At 65.1% G+C, this 16,941-nt stretch carries 15 protein-coding genes; 5 read left to right on the top strand and 10 right to left on the bottom strand.

Annotated elements, in window-relative coordinates:
- Window positions 1-124: 124 nt before the first annotated feature.
- The gene (gene tsf / locus G9408_RS01190; RefSeq protein ID WP_168452350.1) at window positions 125-1,051 is read right to left on the bottom strand and encodes a translation elongation factor Ts; all 927 of its coding nucleotides are present in this window, start codon (window positions 1,049-1,051) and stop codon (window positions 125-127) included.
- Between the two features lie 133 nt (window positions 1,052-1,184).
- A complete protein-coding gene (gene rpsB / locus G9408_RS01185) occupies window positions 1,185-2,009 on the bottom strand; it encodes a 30S ribosomal protein S2 (RefSeq protein WP_137870995.1) in 825 nt (274 codons plus the stop codon).
- Between the two features lie 311 nt (window positions 2,010-2,320).
- Here rpsB and G9408_RS01180 point away from each other — a divergent pair, with 311 nt between their 5' ends.
- Window positions 2,321-2,581, top strand: a complete 261-nt coding sequence (locus G9408_RS01180) for a hypothetical protein (RefSeq protein ID WP_168452349.1) — start codon at window positions 2,321-2,323, stop codon at window positions 2,579-2,581.
- On the opposite strand, the gene G9408_RS01175 is transcribed toward G9408_RS01180, so the two are convergent.
- Entirely contained in the window at window positions 2,565-3,338 is a 774-nt protein-coding gene (locus tag G9408_RS01175) for a CDP-alcohol phosphatidyltransferase family protein (RefSeq protein WP_287409618.1), read from the bottom strand. The two genes, G9408_RS01180 and G9408_RS01175, sit on opposite strands and share 17 nt — an antisense overlap.
- Before the next feature lies 1 nt (window position 3,339).
- A complete protein-coding gene (locus tag G9408_RS01170; protein ID WP_168452348.1) occupies window positions 3,340-4,074 on the bottom strand; it encodes a phosphatidylserine decarboxylase in 735 nt (244 codons plus the stop codon).
- Window positions 4,075-4,224: 150 nt separating this feature from the next.
- Here G9408_RS01170 and G9408_RS01165 point away from each other — a divergent pair, with 150 nt between their 5' ends.
- A complete protein-coding gene (locus G9408_RS01165; protein ID WP_137870992.1) occupies window positions 4,225-5,439 on the top strand; it encodes an NADP-dependent isocitrate dehydrogenase in 1,215 nt (404 codons plus the stop codon).
- A 147-nt stretch (window positions 5,440-5,586) separates the two neighbouring features.
- Window positions 5,587-7,368, top strand: a complete 1,782-nt coding sequence (locus G9408_RS01160; RefSeq protein WP_168452347.1) for a cation:proton antiporter domain-containing protein — start codon at window positions 5,587-5,589, stop codon at window positions 7,366-7,368.
- Between the two features lie 108 nt (window positions 7,369-7,476).
- Here G9408_RS01160 and G9408_RS01155 read toward each other — a convergent pair whose 3' ends face one another.
- The gene (locus tag G9408_RS01155; RefSeq protein WP_168452346.1) at window positions 7,477-10,413 is read right to left on the bottom strand and encodes a M16 family metallopeptidase; all 2,937 of its coding nucleotides are present in this window, start codon (window positions 10,411-10,413) and stop codon (window positions 7,477-7,479) included.
- Between the two features lie 87 nt (window positions 10,414-10,500).
- Here G9408_RS01155 and G9408_RS01150 point away from each other — a divergent pair, with 87 nt between their 5' ends.
- Complete coding sequence (locus G9408_RS01150; protein WP_168452345.1) at window positions 10,501-11,358, top strand: carbon-nitrogen hydrolase family protein; 858 nt, start codon at window positions 10,501-10,503, stop codon at window positions 11,356-11,358.
- 144 nt (window positions 11,359-11,502) lie between these two features.
- Here the strand turns inward: G9408_RS01150 and G9408_RS01145 are convergent, their stop codons facing one another.
- Both G9408_RS01145 and G9408_RS01140 read right to left on the bottom strand, forming a co-directional pair.
- Window positions 11,503-11,730 carry a hypothetical protein gene (locus tag G9408_RS01145; protein WP_120216933.1) on the bottom strand — a complete coding sequence of 76 codons (228 nt, stop codon included), beginning with the start codon at window positions 11,728-11,730 and terminating at the stop codon, window positions 11,503-11,505.
- A gap of 172 nt (window positions 11,731-11,902) precedes the next feature.
- Window positions 11,903-12,700 carry an NUDIX hydrolase gene (locus G9408_RS01140; RefSeq protein WP_168452344.1) on the bottom strand — a complete coding sequence of 266 codons (798 nt, stop codon included), beginning with the start codon at window positions 12,698-12,700 and terminating at the stop codon, window positions 11,903-11,905.
- Window positions 12,701-12,802: 102 nt separating this feature from the next.
- On the opposite strand from G9408_RS01140, the gene G9408_RS01135 reads away from it, so the two are divergent.
- The gene (locus G9408_RS01135) at window positions 12,803-13,438 is read left to right on the top strand and encodes a DUF4126 domain-containing protein (RefSeq protein WP_168452343.1); all 636 of its coding nucleotides are present in this window, start codon (window positions 12,803-12,805) and stop codon (window positions 13,436-13,438) included.
- Between the two features lie 134 nt (window positions 13,439-13,572).
- Here G9408_RS01135 and G9408_RS01130 read toward each other — a convergent pair whose 3' ends face one another.
- The 3 genes from G9408_RS01130 to G9408_RS16450 all read right to left on the bottom strand — a co-directional run bounded on the left by G9408_RS01130 (window position 13,573) and on the right by G9408_RS16450 (window position 16,839).
- Window positions 13,573-14,802 (bottom strand): NAD(P)/FAD-dependent oxidoreductase, encoded by a 1,230-nt coding sequence (locus tag G9408_RS01130; protein ID WP_168452342.1) that lies wholly within the window; start codon window positions 14,800-14,802, stop codon window positions 13,573-13,575.
- A gap of 124 nt (window positions 14,803-14,926) precedes the next feature.
- On the bottom strand, window positions 14,927-15,706 hold the full coding sequence (locus G9408_RS01125; RefSeq protein WP_168452341.1) for a LytR/AlgR family response regulator transcription factor: 780 nt from the start codon (window positions 15,704-15,706) through the stop codon (window positions 14,927-14,929).
- Window positions 15,706-16,839, bottom strand: a complete 1,134-nt coding sequence (locus tag G9408_RS16450; RefSeq protein WP_210423154.1) for a sensor histidine kinase — start codon at window positions 16,837-16,839, stop codon at window positions 15,706-15,708. Before G9408_RS16450 ends, G9408_RS01125 begins: the two co-directional genes overlap by 1 nt.
- Window positions 16,840-16,941 lie beyond the last annotated feature (102 nt).

Genomic DNA, 16,941 nt, shown 5'->3' with positions numbered 1-16,941 from the left:
CAAGTCGTCACCCCGGACTTGATCCGGGGTCCATGCGGCGAGGCCGGAGTGGATGCCGGATCAAGTCCGGCATGACGAACGCTGGGAAAAAATGCTGACCGAAGCCCGCAGCCCAATTCTTCTGTTAAACGCCGGCGACCGCCGCGACTTCCGCCGCGAAATCGCTTTCTTCCTTCTCGATGCCTTCGCCGAGCTGGAAGCGGGTGAAGCCCTTGAGCGTGATCGTCGCGCCAACGTCCTTGCCGGCAGCGGCGACGACTTCGGCGACCGGGGTCTTGCCGTCCATCACGAACAGCTGCGACAGCAGCGCGTTTTCCTTGCGGAATTTCGCGATCGCGCCATCGACCATCTTCGACACGATGTCGGCGGGCTTGCCCGACTGCGCGGCCTTTTCCTCGGCGATCGCGCGTTCGCGCGCGACGAGGTCGGCGTCGAGGTCGTCGCCGTTCAGCGCCAGCGGGTTGGCGGCGGCGACGTGCATCGCGAGCTGCTTGCCGAGCGGTTCGAGGACGTCGGCGCCCGCGGTCGATTCGAGCGCGACGAGCACGCCGATCTTGCCCATGCCGGGCGCGGCAGCGTTGTGGACATAGCCGGTCACGACGCCCGAGCCGACCGACACGATCGCAGTGCGGCGGAGCGACTGGTTCTCACCGATCGTGGCGATATTCTGCGTCAGCGCCTCGGCGACGGTACCGCCGGTCGGATAAGCGGCAGCGCCAAGCGCTTCGATGTCGGTGATGCTGCCGGCGAGCGCGACATTGGTGACGTCGCGGACGAAGCCCTGGAACTGTTCGTTCTTGGCGACGAAGTCGGTTTCGCTGTTCACTTCGACCATCGCACCGCGCGTGCCGTCGGTGGCAACGCCGACGAGACCTTCGGCGGCGACGCGGCCAGCCTTCTTGGCGGCGGCGGCGAGACCCTTGGTGCGCAGCCAGTCGATCGACGCTTCGATGTCGCCGCCATTTTCGGCGAGCGCCTTTTTGCAGTCCATCATGCCGGCGCCGGTGCGGTCGCGCAGTTCCTTGACGAGAGCGGCCGTAATTTCAGCCATGGGATATTCCTTTCCAAAAGGGCGGGCCCGTTTCGGCCCGCGGGACGTCCGCGCGCATGGCGGGACGACAAGTAAAAACGATGACGGGACAGCGTCGGGCAGAGCCGCGCCGTCCCGTCATGCGCAAAGCGGATTAAGCGTCGCTCTGGCGTTCGGTTTCGGCGGCCGCTTCGGCCGGAACCTGTTCATCTTCGGTCACAGCCGCTTCGACGAGCACGGGTTCGGCAACGGGTTCGACCGCCGCACCCAGATCTTCGCCGCGATCGGCGCGCGCCTGCTGGCCGCCACGCGTCGCGGCCTGAGCGATCGCGTCGCAGTAGAGACGGATCGCGCGGGCGGCGTCATCGTTCGCCGGAACCGGGAAGGCGATGCCGTCGGGCGAGACGTTCGAATCGAGGATCGCGACGACCGGAATGCCAAGGACGTTGGCTTCCTTGATCGCCAGCTCTTCCTTGTTCGCGTCGATCACGAACATCACGTCGGGAATGCCGCCCATGTCGCGGATGCCGCCAAGGCTCATTTCGAGCTTGTCGCGTTCGCGCGTCTTGTTGAGCACTTCCTTCTTGGTCAGGCCCGAGGTGTCGCCCGAAAGCTGTTCCTCGAGGGTCTTGAGACGCTTGATCGAGTTCGAGATCGTCTTCCAGTTGGTGAGCATGCCGCCCAGCCAGCGGTGGTTGACGAAGTGCTGACCCGAAGCGCGTGCGGCGTCGGCGATCGGACCCTGCGCCTGGCGCTTGGTGCCGACGAACAGCACCTTGCCGCCCGACGCCGCCGAGGAGGCGACGAATTCGAGCGCGCGCGCAAAAAGCGGCACGGTCTGCGACAGGTCGAGGATGTGGATGCCGTTGCGCGCGCCGAAGATATACGGCTTCATGCGCGGGTTCCAGCGGTGGGTCTGGTGGCCGAAGTGGGCGCCAGCCTCGATAAGATTCTGCATCGTGACGACAGGTGCCGCCATGGTCTTTCTCCTTCCGGTTGGTCCTCTGGAAAGCAAGAACCAGGGGTCGCAAGCGACGATCCCGGCACCGGTTTATGTGCGCCTTCCATGTGGAATGGGCGGCCCGTTAGCGGCCTTGGCGGTCAAAAGCAAGCGTCGAGCGCGGCTTTGCGACGAGCCGCGGGCGCACCCCGCCGATCGATCCGGCGACAATTTGACTCGGTTCGTCGCAAAACAGTTGAGAACAAATCAAGAACATGCAACTAAAAGCCAAGCGAAACCGTCATTCCGGTCGGAAAGGTTTCGTTAACGAAAACCCGGAAGGACAGATCATGGTTCAGGTCGCAGCCGCACTCCTCTTTGCCCTCGCCGCCGGACTCGGCATCACGGTGATCCTGGCGATGCTGAAATCGAATGAGGCCGCGATCCTGTCGGCGCTGCTTGGCGAAGGCGCTTTCCCGGTCGCCACGTCACCCGAATCGGACCCCGCGGTCACCGCGCTGCCGATCCACCGGACAAATGCGCGCCGCGCTGTCCCGCGCCGGGTGCCCGTCGCCATGACGGCTCGTCCGCAGTTCAGCCGCGCCGCCTGACCCGCGCATAGCTGGCCAGCCCGAACGGCAGCGTCGCCGCATAGATTGCGCAGACCGCCAGCAGGGTCAGCCAAGGCGCCGTCACCAGCGCGGCACCGAGCAACCCGACCCCCGCCAGCGCGAACAGCCGCCACGACCGGCGCAGGCGGATCGAGGCCCAGCTGTAAGTCGGGATTGCCGAGATCATCAGCATCGCGACGGCCAGTGCCCACGGCATCACCACATACCATTCGCGGAACAGTTCATTGCCCGTGGTCAGCCACAGATAGACGGGGACGAAGGACAGGCCGGCGCCTGCCGGGGCGGGGATACCGGTGTTGAAGCCCGCCGACTTGTGTGGCTGAAAATCGGCATCCATGCGCGAGTTGAAGCGCGCGAGGCGGAGCGCGCAACAGACCGCGAGCGCGAGCGCCGCGGTCCAGCCGAATTTCGGCGCGTCCTGAAGCGACCACAGGAACAGGATCATCGCGGGCGCCACGCCGAAGGCGATGACGTCCGACAGCGAATCAAGCTCGGCGCCGAATTTGCTCTGCGCGCGCAGCAGCCGGGCGATGCGCCCGTCCATCCCGTCGAGCACCCCGGCAAAGATCACCGCGGCGATCGCCAGCTCGAACTGCCCGCCAATCGCGAAGCGCACCCCGGTCAGGCCGAAACAGAGCGCCAGCACGGTGATCGCATTGGGCGCGAAGGCGCGGAGGCTGATGCCGCCGATGCGGCGCCCGGCAGCGTCGGGGGCGATCTGCTGGTCTTCGCTCACCCTATTGCCCGATGCCGTCGATCATGACCGCCTGGCCGATCCGCGCGATCACGGTTTCGCCCGCCAGCGTCCGCTGTCCGAGCAGCACCTGCGGCGTCGTACCGGCGGGCAGATAGACGTCGACGCGGCTGCCGAAACGAATGAGGCCGACGCGCTGGCCGGTGGCGAGATCGTTGCCCATGGTGACGAACGGCATGATCCGCCGCGCAACCAGTCCCGCAATCTGGGTGAAGCCGATCCGCACCCCGTCGGCGCGTTCGACGACGAAATGCTGGCGTTCATTCTCCTCGCTCGCCTTGTCGAGATCGGCGTTGAGGAATTTTCCGGGAATATACACCAGCTTGCGCAGCGTTCCTGCCACCGGCGTGCGGTTGATGTGGACATCGAACACGCTCATGAAAATCGACACGCGCAGCATCGGTGCGTCGCCGATCCCGTCGGCGCCCGCGATCTCGGGCGGCGGCGCGACTTCGGCGATCTGGGTGATCAACCCGTCGGCAGGTGCGATGACGACGTCGCTGCCGGTCGGCGTAACGCGAACCGGATCGCGGAAGAAGGCGCCGACCCACAAGGTCACCCCGAACATCAGCCAGCCGACAATTTCCCAGCCGAGCAGCCAGAAGCACAGCGTGACGATACCGGCGATGAGCAGGAACTTGCGGCCTTCGGGATGGATCGACGGCCATTGCCACTTGATGCCGCCACCGGGGCGGTTGGAAGAGATGATATTGGACATGGCCGTTCTTCTAGGGGGCGCACCTGATACTGACAATGGATAAGGCACGTCCCGGGTTCCGGACCGCCGCCACCACGCCCATTGATCAATGGCGCCGCTTTGCCTAAGGCCCGCTGCAACTCCGACTCCCCAAGGATAAAGGCTGAACGCATGGGCAAGATCAAGGTAGCCAACCCGGTCGTCGAACTCGACGGCGACGAAATGACCCGGATCATCTGGCAATGGATCCGCGAGCGGTTGATCCTGCCCTATCTCGACATCGACCTGCATTATTACGACCTCGGCATCGAGGAACGCGACCGCACCGACGACAAGATCACCGTCGAAGCCGCGAACGCGATCAAGAAATATGGCGTCGGCGTCAAATGCGCGACGATCACCCCCGACGAAGCCCGCGTCGAGGAATTTGGCCTGAAGAAAATGTGGAAGTCGCCGAACGGCACGATCCGCAACATCCTGGGCGGCGTGGTGTTCCGCGAACCGATCGTGATGCGCAACGTCCCGCGGCTCGTCCCCGGCTGGACCGACCCGATCGTCGTCGGGCGTCATGCGTTCGGCGACCAATATAAGGCGACCGATTTCCGCGTCCCCGGCCCCGGCAAGCTGCGCCTGGTGTTCGAGGGCGAGGACGGCACCGTGATCGACGAGGAAGTGTTCCAGTTCCCGACCTCGGGCGTCGCGATGGGGATGTACAACCTCGACGATTCGATCCGCGACTTCGCACGCGCCAGCCTGAACTATGGCCTCGCCCGCGAATGGCCGGTGTATCTGTCGACCAAGAACACGATCCTGAAAGCCTATGACGGGCGGTTCAAGGACCTGTTCGAGGAAGTGTTCAACGCCGAATTCAAGGCGAAGTTCGACGCGCTCGGCATCGTTTACGAACATCGCCTGATCGACGACATGGTCGCCTCAGCGCTGAAATGGTCGGGCAAGTTCGTCTGGGCCTGCAAGAATTACGACGGCGACGTCCAGTCGGACACCGTGGCGCAGGGCTTTGGCTCGCTCGGGCTGATGACCAGCGTGCTGATGACCCCCGACGGCCAGACCGTCGAATCCGAGGCCGCGCACGGCACCGTCACCCGCCACTACCGCATGCACCAGCAGGGCAAGGCGACCTCGACCAACCCGATCGCGTCGATCTTTGCCTGGACCGGCGGGCTGAAGCACCGCGGCAAGCTCGATGGCAATGACGCGCTGATCAAATTCGCCGACGATCTGGAAAAGGTCTGCGTCGCGACGGTCGAAAGCGGCAAGATGACCAAGGATCTGGCGCTGCTGATCGGCCCCGACCAGAATTGGCTGACCACCGAGGGCTTCTTCGAGGCGATCGTGGAGAATCTTGACGCCAAGATGGGGAGCTGACCTAATTTCGTCATCCCGGCGAAGGCCGGGATCTCGCCGGTGCGTAAACACGCGAGGGTGAGACCCCGGCCTTCGCCGGGATGACGGCTTAGATGTGGCTTATAACCACCTAGCCAACCGGGGCCGGCCTGCATAAGGTCGGCCCCTATGGTATCGGAAACCGAAACTTCAGCCATCGGCAACGCGCTGGTGGTGCTCGGCGCCGCGGGCATCGTCATCCCGGCGTTCGCGCGCTTTCGTCTGCCCCCCGTCATCGGCTTTATCCTGGTCGGACTGCTTGTCGGGCCGTCGGGCCTGGGCGCGCTCGCGGGCGATTACCCGTGGCTGGAGCATGTCACGATCGGCTCGCCCGACGACATCGCGCTGTTCGCCGAATTCGGCATCATCCTGCTGTTGTTCTCGATCGGGCTCGAACTGTCATTCCGGCGGCTGTGGTCGCTGCGCAAGCTCGTGTTCGGGGTCGGCGCCGCGGAGTTGCTGATCGGTGGGGCGATATTGGGCGGCGGCCTGTGGCTGCTCGGCGGGCTTTCGACCCCCGCGGCTTTCGGCCTCGGCATCGCGCTGGCGCTGTCGTCGACCGCGCTGGTGCTGCCGATGGTCGGCACCAAATCGGCGGTCGGCCGCGCGTCATTTTCCATGTTGCTGTTCGAGGATCTGGCGATCGTTCCGATCATCTTCATCCTCGGCGCCTTTGCCCCCAATCCGGCGGGTGACAGCACCGAATTGCTGCTGACCACCCTGTGGCAGGGAGCGCTGGTCGTTGCCGTTCTCGCGGTCGCTGGCTGGTTCCTGCTCCCGCGCATTTTCGCGCAGGCGGCGCGCGCCAAGGATCCCGAGCTGTTCCTTGCCGCCAGCCTGCTGGTGGTCATCGTCGCCGCGCTGGCGACCGCCGCCGTCGGCCTGTCGCCGATCGTCGGGGCGCTGCTCGCCGGGCTGATGATCGCCGAAACCGAATATCATGGCGAGGTCGAGGCGATCACCGCGCCGTTCAAGGGACTGGCGCTGGGGGTGTTTCTGATCAGCGTCGGCATGGGGCTGAACCTCAAGACGATCGCCGAGCAATGGCCGATGCTGGTCGCCGCCGTGGTCGGCGTCGTCGCCATCAAGGCGACCGTGACCGCGCTGCTGCTGCGCTTTTCGGGTGCGCGCCGCGGAACGGCAGCCGAGGTCGGTCTGTTGATGGCGAGCCCGTCCGAAACGACGCTGATCGTGCTGACCGCGGCGCTGACCGCCGGATTGATCGACCCCGAAACCGCCAGCTTCTGGCAACTGGTGACGGCGATCGGCCTGACGATCACGCCGTTGCTGGCGCGCATCGGCCACGACATCGCGCGGCGGATCGAGATGCGGAGCGGCGAACTTCCCGAAGAAGAAACGGTCGCGGCGCGCACGATGATCATCGGGTTCGGGCGCGTCGGCCGGACCGTCGCTGAACTGCTGCGCGAACATGGGCGTCCCTATGTCGCGGTCGACGCCGACATCGACACGGTGGCGGCGGCACGGCGCGAAGGATTTTCGGTGCGCTTTGCCGACGTCGCCCGGCCCGGCAGCCTCGACAAGCTGGGGATCGAAAGCGCCGACGCGATCGTGCTGACGATGGACGATCCGGTGCAGCAGTTGCGGATGACCAAGCAGTTGCGGCAGAAATTTCCCGGGCTGCCGATCATCAGCCGCGCGCGCGACGCCGACCATGCCGCGGCGCTGTATCAGGCGGGGGCAAGCGACGCGGTGCCCGAAACGCTCGAAAGCTCGTTGCAACTCGCCGAAGCGGTGCTGATCGACCTCGGCGTCGCGATGGGACCGGTGATCGCGTCGATCCACGACGTGCGCGCCAAGATGCGGCGCGACATCATGACCAAGGGCGAGCTGGACCGCGAACCGCGCATTCGCAAGGTACGCCGCCCGGCGACGGGCGAGGAAGCGGCTTAACGCACTTCGCCTCCCCATATCCGTAGCCCTGAGCTTGTCGAAGGGCGCTTCTCGGATAGGCGCCCTTCGACAAGCTCAGGGCTACGGATCGTTTGAACGGGTCCGATGTTAACGCCCGCCCGCCGATGGCGATGCGGTCGCCGCGCCCAGTGCCGATGCGTCGGCCAGCGTCATCCCCTTGGGCAGGATTGCCAGCGACCATTGCCGCTGCGGGGTCAGATATTGGCGCGCCAGCCGCTGGACGTCGGCGGCGGTGACCGCGGCAATATCGTCCTGCATCGACAGTGCGGCGGCGGTCACACGCGGATCGCGCGTCGCGCCCTCGAGCAGGAACATCCAGTAGACATTGCCGGTCGACGCGCGCGCGACCTGTTCGCGGATCGGGACGGCGTTACGCGTCAGCTCGTCGGCGCTGACCGGCGTCGCAACCAGATCGGCGGCAATGTCGCGCGCGATGCCATAGAAACGGTCGAGGTCCTTGGGCGCGAGCAGGCTGCCGACGAGCAGGTAGCCGCCGCTGTCGAACCCCGTCGGCCAATGGCTGTCCACCACGGGGCCGTAGCTCGCGCCCTGTTCGGCGCGCAGCCGGTCGAACAGCCGATCGTTGAACACCGCGGCGAGCACCTCCAGCCCGCGCGCGTCGCGCGGATTGGCGAGGCCGCCGCCGGTCTGCCACGCGGTCATTGCCGCCGCCTGCCCCTGCTCGCCGCGATGATAGGCGATCTCGGGCGTTTTGGCGGGCTTGGCAAAATCGACGCGCTGGCCGCCGGTGGGTGCCAGTATCTTTCGCGGCGGCAAGGCACCGAGCGTATTCGCCAGAATCTGACGATAATCGACCGCTTCCAGATCGCCGAAAATCTGCACCTCGATCGGGCCGCTGGCGAGCCGCGGTTCCCAGAAGGCGCGGAAAGCGGCGGGGGTCAGCGCCGCGATCGCAGCCTTGTCGGGCGCCGCCCAGCGCGCGTCATTGCCGGTCAGCCAGCCGCGCAGATTGCGGTCCAGCACCGCATTGGGGGTCGCGTCGTTGAGATCATAGCCGGTGAGGTAACCGATGCGCAGACGCTCGACCGGCGCCGCATCCCAGCGCGGTAACGCCAGCTTGCCCGCGATCAGCCGCATCTGGTCGGCGAGATCGGCGGGCTTGCTTTCCGCCGACAATTCGAACGCATCGTCATCGATCGCGAAATTCAGCTGGATCTGGCGGCCATTGGTCAGCTGGTCGATCTCATTCTGGCCCCACGGCCCGATGCCGCTGGCGACCAGCGCATAATCGCCGGTCCACAGCAGGTTCGGCGCGTCGGCGGCGACGCTGCGGTTGCCGGTGCCAAAGCGGACGTTGACGCGCACCTTGCCGGGTTCGACCTTGTTGTTCGACACCAGCGCGGTGACGCCATTGGCGAATTCGATCCGTTCGGCGCGCAGCCCGAGCAGGCTGTTGGTCGAGGTGATCGTGCCCGGCGTCCCGAACGCGGGCAGTTGTTCAAAATCGGCCTGAACCGCCGCCAGCCGGTCGTCGCGCGCGGTCACCGGCGCCTTCAGCGCCGCGAGCACCGCAGCATCACCCCCCGCCGCAGTCGGGGTGGTCAGCACCGCGCGGGTGACCGGCGCGGCAAAGATCGCCTTGCTGATGTCGAGCATCACCTGCGGCGTCGCCGAGGCGCGGATCGCCTTGAACATGTCGACCTGCCCCTGCGGGCTGGTTACCGTTTCGGCAATGTCGACCGCGCGGACCATGTCATCGGCCAGCCGCGCGCCGGGTTCGTTGCGCGCATTTTCCAGTTCCTTTTGCAGGAACGCTTCGATTTCGTTGGCTTCGCGGTCGATGTCGGCCTGCGATGGCGGGTTGGTGACGGCATCGGCGATCACCCCGCGCACATCGGCCAGCGCGGCTTTCCAGTCGCTCAAGGGGACGATCGATGCCATGGTGACGTCGGCGCTGCGGCTGACATATTGCTGTTCGACGGTGGCTACCAGGTAGCTGCCGCCGCTGCGCGCGCGGTTTTCCAGCCGCCGGTTAACCAGCGCCTGGGCGATGAATTCCAGATACAGCCGCCGGGTATTTTCCACCGTATCGATGCGCCGTTGCCACGGCCGCACCATCGCCAGTGTCAGCGCGAGCGGCTGGTTCGGCTCGACAATCTCGCGCGCGGCGGGCGCCGCCGGGTCGGGCTTGCCGAAATCGGGATCGACCGGGTTCGGACCCTCGGCGCGCCAGTCACCATAATATTTGGCGACGAGCCGCGCCAGTTCGGCGGGTTCGGCATCGCCGACGATGACCACCACCGCACGTTCGGGGCGGTACCAGCGGTTGTGAAACGCCGCGACCGACGTCGCGCTCGCCTTGCCGAGCGATGCGGTGGTGCCGATCGGCGAGCGGTCGCCAAGCAGCTGGCCCGCAAACAGATGCGCGTTGGTCGCGTCGGCAATCCGTTTTTGCGGGCCGTCCGATTCGCGCAGTTCGGACATCACCACGCCGCGCTCGGCGGCGACCGCGAGTTCCGAAATTCGCGGTTCGCGGATCATCCCCGACAGCAATTTCATGCTTTCGTCGAGATTGGCGGGTGTCACGCTGGGCAGGTCGAGTTGGTACACGGTCTGCGTCGGAGTGGTTTGCGCGTTGGAATCGCTGCCAAAGGTCACCCCGAACCGCTGCCAGATACGTTTGGCTTCGCCGTCGGGAATATGTTCGGAACCGCGAAAGGTCAGATGTTCGAGCAAATGCGCATAGCCGCGCTCCTGTTCGGTTTCGAACATCGATCCGACATCCATCCGCACCCGGATCGACACCTGCCCGGGCGGTACGCCATTGTTGCGCACCGCGTAGCGCACGCCATTGGGGAGAACGCCGAACTGCCAAGCGGTGTCGCGCGGGATGTCGCTGCCCGCATAGAGCCAGTCGCTGTTTGCCGTCTGGCTGGTCGCCGTGGCCGGCGCCGCGCTGCCCTGTGCGGCCGCCGCGAGCGGGGCCAGCAGCAGCGCAGCGACGCCGACGAACAAAAAGGATCGAGAAAAACGAAGCGACGCGCGCGCGGGGGCATAGGACATTGCGCCATCTTAACCGGTTCCAACCTTGCTGGCCACTGAACTGTCGCGGTGCTTGTCCTGTCGGCGGCGGCGGCCTAGCCAGTGATCATGACCGCTTCACCGCCCTCCCCGCCGATCGCCGCGCTCATCCAGATGACGAGCGGTACCGACCCACAGCGCAACCTGGCGACGATCGATCGCGCGATGGCCGATGCGGCGGCGCGCGGCGCGGCGATGGCTTTCCTGCCCGAAATGTCGCTGCTGCTCGACCGCGATCGGGCGCGATCGGGCGCGCATATCGTCCGCGAGGCCGATAGCCCCTGGCCCACCGCACTACAGGACATGGCGCAGAAGCATGGGCTGTGGCTCCATTCGGGGTCGATGCCCCTGCTTGCCGACGACGGAAAGCGGCGCGTCAACCGCAGCCATGTGATCGCCGCCGATGGCAGCATCCGAGCGCGCTATGACAAGATCCACATGTTCGACGTGACCTTGCCATCGGGTGAGAATTGGACCGAATCGGCGGCCTATGCCGGGGGCGATACACTGACGGTCGTCGATACCCCGCTGGGCCGGTTAGGCCTGAGCATCTGTTATGATTTGCGGTTTCCGGAACTTTACCGGGCGCTCGTCGGTCAGGGCGCGACGCTGGTCGCAATCCCCGCCGCTTTCACGGTGTCGACGGGCGAAGCACACTGGCATGTGCTGATGCGCGCGCGGGCGATCGAAACCGGGTGCCATATCCTGGCAGCGGCACAAAGCGGGCTTCATGACGATGGCCGCGCGACCTATGGCCACAGCCTGATCGTCGATCCGTGGGGGGCGGTGCTGGCGGATGGCGGCACGGTCGAGGGTGAAGCCGGGTATCGCATCGTGTCGGCGCCGATCGACAGCGCTGCGACGGACCGCGCCCGGCAAGCGATTCCCCTGGACCGTTCCCGGGAGATGCGCGGCATCACATTATAGGCGATGCGCAATCGCGCTTGCGGAACCCATTGTGGTCAGGGTCGGCAAACATCCATCGGCGCCGCTGATACAGCCACTACGGACGCACAAAAGGCCCCGAGCGCAGCTCGGAGCCTTTTGGTATCTTTAGCGATCAGCCGAAAATTACGGGCTGGTCGGCGAGTCGTCGTTGTTGTCCGACGCGATGATGATGCCGCCGATGATGGCAGCCAGCGCGACGATAGCGATGATCCAGCTGGTGCCGCCTTCGAGCTCGCTCTGGCCGTCAACGGCCGAAGCTGCACGGGCTGCGGGAGCGGCCGACGCGGCAACCGGGGCTGCAATCATCGAGGTCGCTGCGAGAGAGATCGCAGCCTTTTTGAGCAGGTTCATTATATTCTCCGTCCACTGGATTAGTCTTGTCGAATCGCACCAGGGAAATCCCCAACACTCATCTGCGAGGCCGTCTTAGGCACAGCGTTCAGCAAATGCAACGACGATTTGCCCTAGTCCGGCAATTCTTACCAAATTGCTAAATAGAGAGAAACTTGTTGCAAAAAGGTCACTAGCCCCGGCGAACACGCTCAAAAGATTCGCTTGTCACCGGGTATCCCAAATGCCCCGGAATGCACAAAAACGCCTGCCCTTCGCGATCCTCGATCCATGGTGTCACGAGATCGATCGGAAACTGCCTCGCATGATCCGAAAATCTCGCAAAATCAGGTGCCTGCGCCAATTTTTCGAGATTTCGGCGGGTCGGAAAAATGACCGAGACCTCGCCGCTGTCGGCCATCGCCAGTGTGTTCGTCGCGGTGGCCCAGAAAATATGGCTGTGCTCAGCCTCCTCGACCGTCAGTTCGTGGCTGTGCGGCGGCGCGTTAACGGCATAGAATCGCGTGTCAAATGTCCGCGCTTCCTTGAAGTTCGGGCACCAGCGCGCGAAGGGAACCAATGAATCCAAGGCGATTCGATCGCCGCGCGCCGCCAGCATGTCCGACAGCAGCGTGCCGGCGAGCAAGGCGCGGCGCACGTCGGGAACGTCACGGTCCGCCAGCCCCGGCCAGCCGACCGCGAGCCCGGTTTCCTCGAGCGTTTCGCGCAGCGCCGCCACCCGCGCCGCGCCGTCGGCTTCGGCAAGATCGGGCGCGTGCTGGCGCGCCACGAGATAGTCGTCGGGATCGACGCGCCCGCCGGGGAAAACGACCGCGCCGGCAGCAAAGGCCATGTTCGTCGAGCGCTTGACCATCAGGATTTCGTCGGGACCGCCGTCGTCCGACGGCCGCATGATGACCAGCGTGGCCGCAGGGATCGCGCCGTCGGGCAAATTTTCGGAGGTCGGTGATGATGGGACGGGGCTGCTCATCGACCGAGCGATAACCGGGCCATCGCCGCTTGTCATCCCGGCATTGCGGCCGCCGCGATGCGGGTGCAAGATGTCCGCCGACCGATAAAGGGGAGCAGGACATTGGGAATCGTCGAGATTTTGGGCGTCGCCGGTAGCCTGAGCCTGCTCGCCGGTTGGCGGCTCTATCTGACCATATTGGCCACCGGCACCGCGATGCATTTCGGTTGGCTGCCGCTGCCCGAACATCTCGCGGCGTTGCAGGTACTGGCGAACCCGTGGGTGCTGGGGGTCGCGGCGATCGGGACGCTCGCCGAATTCCTGGCCGACAAGATCGCGTGGGTGGATTCGGTGTGGGACATGGTTCACAGCGTGATCCGCCCGCTCGGCGGCGCCTTGCTTGCGCTTGCGCTCGTCGACGCGTCCGATCCGACCTGGCAGGTGATCGCCTTTCTGCTCGGCGGCGGCGGCGCCCTGCTGAGCCACGGCGCCAAGGCGACGACGCGCGCCGTCGTCAATGCCAGCCCCGAACCTTTCAGCAATGCGGTGGTCTCGACCGGCGAGGATGTCGCGACCGGCGGCCTGCTCGCACTGGCGATCGCCTTCCCTCCGCTCGCAATCCTGATCGCGGCCGTGATGGCCGTCGCCGCGGTCGTCGTCATCATCGCGCTGCGCCGCCTGCTCCTCAACATCAAGGCGACGCTGAAGCGCGCGCTGGGCGATGAGGCTCCGCGAACCGACGGGGGACCGCCCTCCTAGGGACAACTCCGGCCAAACTGAATCATAGCCCAGAACTCGTCGAAGGGCGCTTATCCGAGAAGCGCCCTTCGACAAGCTTAGGGCTATGGCGACGAATGATGCCGTCTATTCGGGACAAACCTCTGAGCCAAACCCTAGGCGGCGCCCGGCAACAACTGCTTCAGCGGCGTTTCGGTGTCGGCGAGCTGCTCGGCGGTCGCCACCACTCCCGCGGTGACGATCATCCGGCCCTGGACATAATCCTTGGTGGCGTTGACGCAGTCGATCGCGATCACCTTGCCCGCCTTCAGATAGATCACCGAAAAGCTGCGCGTCGCCGGGTCGCCGCGCATCACGGCGCGGTCGTGGCCGGTCGACAGCCCTGCGGTCTGAAGCTTGAGGTCATATTGGTTCGACCAGAACCACGGAATCGCGTGATAGGGCGCTTCGTCGCCGACGATACCCTTCGCGACGACATTCGCCTGGTCATTGGCGTTCTGAACCGATTCCAGGCGGATCACGACGCCTTCGGCATAGTCATTTTCATGCGCGGCGCAGTCGCCGATGGCATAGATATCGGGCAGGCTGGTCTTGCACAGGCGATCGACCAGCACACCGTTGCCGCCATTGGCTCCCGCGGCGATCAGCGGCTCGACGGCGGGAATGATGCCGATGCCGACAATGACCAGGTCGGCGGCGATGGCCTCGCCATCCGCCAGCCGCACCCCGGTCACATGATCGCTGCCTTCGATCGCCTCGACCGCGACCCCGAGCCGGAGGTCGACGCCATGATCGCGATGTTCGCGTTCGTAGAAGCGCGACAGTTCGGTCCCGGCAACGCGCGCCAACACCCGATCGAGCGCTTCGAGCAGGACGACCTTCTTGCCTGCCTTGCGCAGCACCGCCGCGGCTTCCAGCCCGATATAACCGCCGCCGATCACGACGATCTGATTTGCAGTTTCCGACGCAGCCTTCATCGCATCGGCATCGGCCTTGGTCCGTACGCCCTGTACGCCGGGCAGGTCACCGCCCGGGATGGGGAGCATCCGGGGCGATCCGCCGGTCGCCCAGACGAGCTTGCCATAGCCGATCGTCTCGCCGCCATCGGTGGTGACCGCATGCGCTGCCGGATCGACAGCGACGACGCGCTTGCCGAGCAGCATCGTCACCTCGCGCTCGTCCCAATATTTGGCGGGGCGCAGCTGGATCCGTTCGAATTCCTTCTCGCCCGCGAAATATTCCTTCGAGAGCGGCGGGCGTTCATAGGGAAGCTCGGGCTCGTCGCCGATAATCGCGATGCTGCCGGTGAATTTCTGCGTGCGCAGCATGATCGCGACCTGCGCCCCGCCATGGCCAGCGCCGACAATCACCACGTCAAAATGCATCGCTCGCTCTCCCGCTTTTCAAGCGCGTCCCCTTGCACGGCGACGTAACGGAAACAAGGCGGTTCGCCCTGCGACGCGGGCAAGAAAAACTTCGCGCTGCGGAGGCTCAGAACCGATGGCGGCGTCAGCCGCGGCGCGCGAGCCGGGCCCGGATCGCCGCGGTATAGGTGCGGCCGACGCGCAATTCGGTGCCATCGTTCAGCACCGCGATCAGCGAGTGAAACTGCCCGGCCTTGACGCGATCGACCGCATCGATACGCACCATCGTGCTGCGGTGGATGCGCTGAAACTGGAACGCCGGCAACAGTCGTTCAAGCGTTGCCAGATTTTCATTGTATAAATAGCTGTTCCCGTCGACATGCACGCGGACATAGTCACGCTCGGCGCTGATGTGCGAGATGCTCTCGGGCTTGATCCGGACATATTCGCCGCCCGCGCGAACCCATAATTCGCCCAGGTGATTGCGCGTTTCAGGCTCTGCCGCGCGCAGCGTCGCGACGACCTCTTCCAGTTCGCGGATGCGGTCGGCGCTGTGTTTTTGCTCGACCGCCATGCGGGCGCGCTCCATCGCGGTCTGGAACCGTCCCGCCTCGATCGGCTTGGTGACATAGTCGACCGCCTGCGCATCGAAGGCACGCAGTGCCTGATCGCTGAACGCGGTCACAAAGATCACCGCCGGAGCCGGGTCGGGCAAATGGCGGAGCAGGTCGAAGCCGCTGCCCCCGGGCATCCGGATATCGAGCAGGATGATGTGACACGGGGCACTGGCCAACCACTCGGCCGCCTGCGCGACATTGCCCGCCTGCGCGACGTCGCCGACCCACGGCAGTTGCTGCGCCAGCCGCACCACGCGGCGGCGCGCCAAGGGTTCGTCGTCGACGACCAGGATCGCAAATTCCCGCATCAGACCGACCATGGTAGCTTGATCTCGGCGCGAAACAGCGCCGGGGTCAATCTGGTTTCGAACGAACTGCGCGTTCCGAAACGCGCCGCGAGCCGTTCGGCGACGTTGCGCAGCCCGATCCGGCTCCCCGGTCGCGGCGAGCCCTCATCGATCGAGCAAAGGTCGTTTTCGACCCGGATGCACAGCTGGTCGCCATCGCGCCACGCGGTGATACGGATGCCGACTTCGCCCGTGCATGGTTCGATCCCGTGCTTTACCGCATTTTCGACCAGCGGCTGGAGCAACAGGTTCGGGACCAGCGCCTTCAACGCCGCAGCCTCCACGTCGATCGTGAAGCGCATGCGGTCGGGAAAGCGTTCGCGTTCGATCTCGAGATAATCCTCCTGCAATTCGAGTTCGGCGGCGAGCGTCACATCCTTCAGCGGATCGAGTTCGAGCGTCTGGCGCAGAAAGGTCGACAGCGACAACATCATGCGCTGCGCGCGCGCCGTCGCCCCCTCCTCGACCAGACCCATGGCCGAATTGAGCGTGTTGAACAGGAAATGCGGGTTGATCTGGTACCGCAGCGCGCGCATTTGCGCCGACAGCGCTTCTTCGCGCGCCAGGGCAAGGCTCCGTTCGCGGTCGCGCACGTCGAAGCTGTAAAGCAATGCGACGTACAGGCACGACCAGCCGAAAAACATGCCGGTGCTCGAAATCATCGTATGCCCGAACACCACCTGGTCAAACGTCCAGTTCGCGGGCCGCACAAACCAGATATAGACCAGAATATCGATGCCGCTGAGGATGGCGGCCGCTATGACCGAAAATACGAAAATGACGGTCACTTTGACAAAGATCGACGCCTGACGCAGCAGGAACAGCAGCGCGGTGACGATCAGCGTCAACCCGACGCCAAAGCTGTTCGTGATGAACTTGCCCAATGCCGATTTGACGGGATCGACGCCGGCCAGACCCCATAGAAAACTGTCGGTAATGAAAACGCAGAACCAGAACAGCGCCGCCAGCTTGACCGTGGTCACCGTAATCGCCTTGCGCTCCTGCACCACGGCGGAGGGCAATGACGCGAGCGGGCGCGCGCCATTCTGCGGAAAAATCGTCGATTCCGCCTGACGCTCCTTAGCGCTGGTCATCGCCGACAAGCCATTGGTAGAAAACCCCACCCGTTCATTGCCCCCAATAAGCCAATCGCCGGTTTCCCCCCTCATCGTTCGCCGACACTGCGATAGCATCGC

The sequence above is a fragment of the Sphingopyxis microcysteis genome (assembly GCF_012274265.1).
GTDB classification, from domain to species: Bacteria; Pseudomonadota; Alphaproteobacteria; order Sphingomonadales; family Sphingomonadaceae; genus Sphingopyxis; species Sphingopyxis microcysteis.
The sequence above is the reverse complement of the archived record's forward strand: the minus strand, read 5'-3'. Positions and strand labels throughout refer to the sequence as shown.

Bases quoted from the DNA above. Each gene is read 5' to 3' on its own strand.
- tsf (WP_168452350.1), bottom strand. From the start codon at position 1,051: ATGGCTGAAATTACGGCCGCTCTCGTCAAGGAACTGCGCGACCGCACC.
- rpsB (WP_137870995.1), bottom strand. From the start codon at position 2,009: ATGGCGGCACCTGTCGTCACGATGCAGAATCTTATCGAGGCTGGCGCC.
- G9408_RS01180 (WP_168452349.1), top strand. From the start codon at position 2,321: ATGGTTCAGGTCGCAGCCGCACTCCTCTTTGCCCTCGCCGCCGGACTC.
- G9408_RS01170 (WP_168452348.1), bottom strand. From the start codon at position 4,074: ATGTCCAATATCATCTCTTCCAACCGCCCCGGTGGCGGCATCAAGTGG.
- G9408_RS01165 (WP_137870992.1), top strand. From the start codon at position 4,225: ATGGGCAAGATCAAGGTAGCCAACCCGGTCGTCGAACTCGACGGCGAC.
- G9408_RS01160 (WP_168452347.1), top strand. From the start codon at position 5,587: ATGGTATCGGAAACCGAAACTTCAGCCATCGGCAACGCGCTGGTGGTG.
- G9408_RS01155 (WP_168452346.1), bottom strand. From the start codon at position 10,413: ATGTCCTATGCCCCCGCGCGCGCGTCGCTTCGTTTTTCTCGATCCTTT.
- G9408_RS01150 (WP_168452345.1), top strand. From the start codon at position 10,501: ATGACCGCTTCACCGCCCTCCCCGCCGATCGCCGCGCTCATCCAGATG.
- G9408_RS01145 (WP_120216933.1), bottom strand. From the start codon at position 11,730: ATGAACCTGCTCAAAAAGGCTGCGATCTCTCTCGCAGCGACCTCGATG.
- G9408_RS01140 (WP_168452344.1), bottom strand. From the start codon at position 12,700: ATGAGCAGCCCCGTCCCATCATCACCGACCTCCGAAAATTTGCCCGAC.
- G9408_RS01130 (WP_168452342.1), bottom strand. From the start codon at position 14,802: ATGCATTTTGACGTGGTGATTGTCGGCGCTGGCCATGGCGGGGCGCAG.
- G9408_RS01125 (WP_168452341.1), bottom strand. From the start codon at position 15,706: ATGCGGGAATTTGCGATCCTGGTCGTCGACGACGAACCCTTGGCGCGC.
- G9408_RS16450 (WP_210423154.1), bottom strand. From the start codon at position 16,839: ATGACCAGCGCTAAGGAGCGTCAGGCGGAATCGACGATTTTTCCGCAG.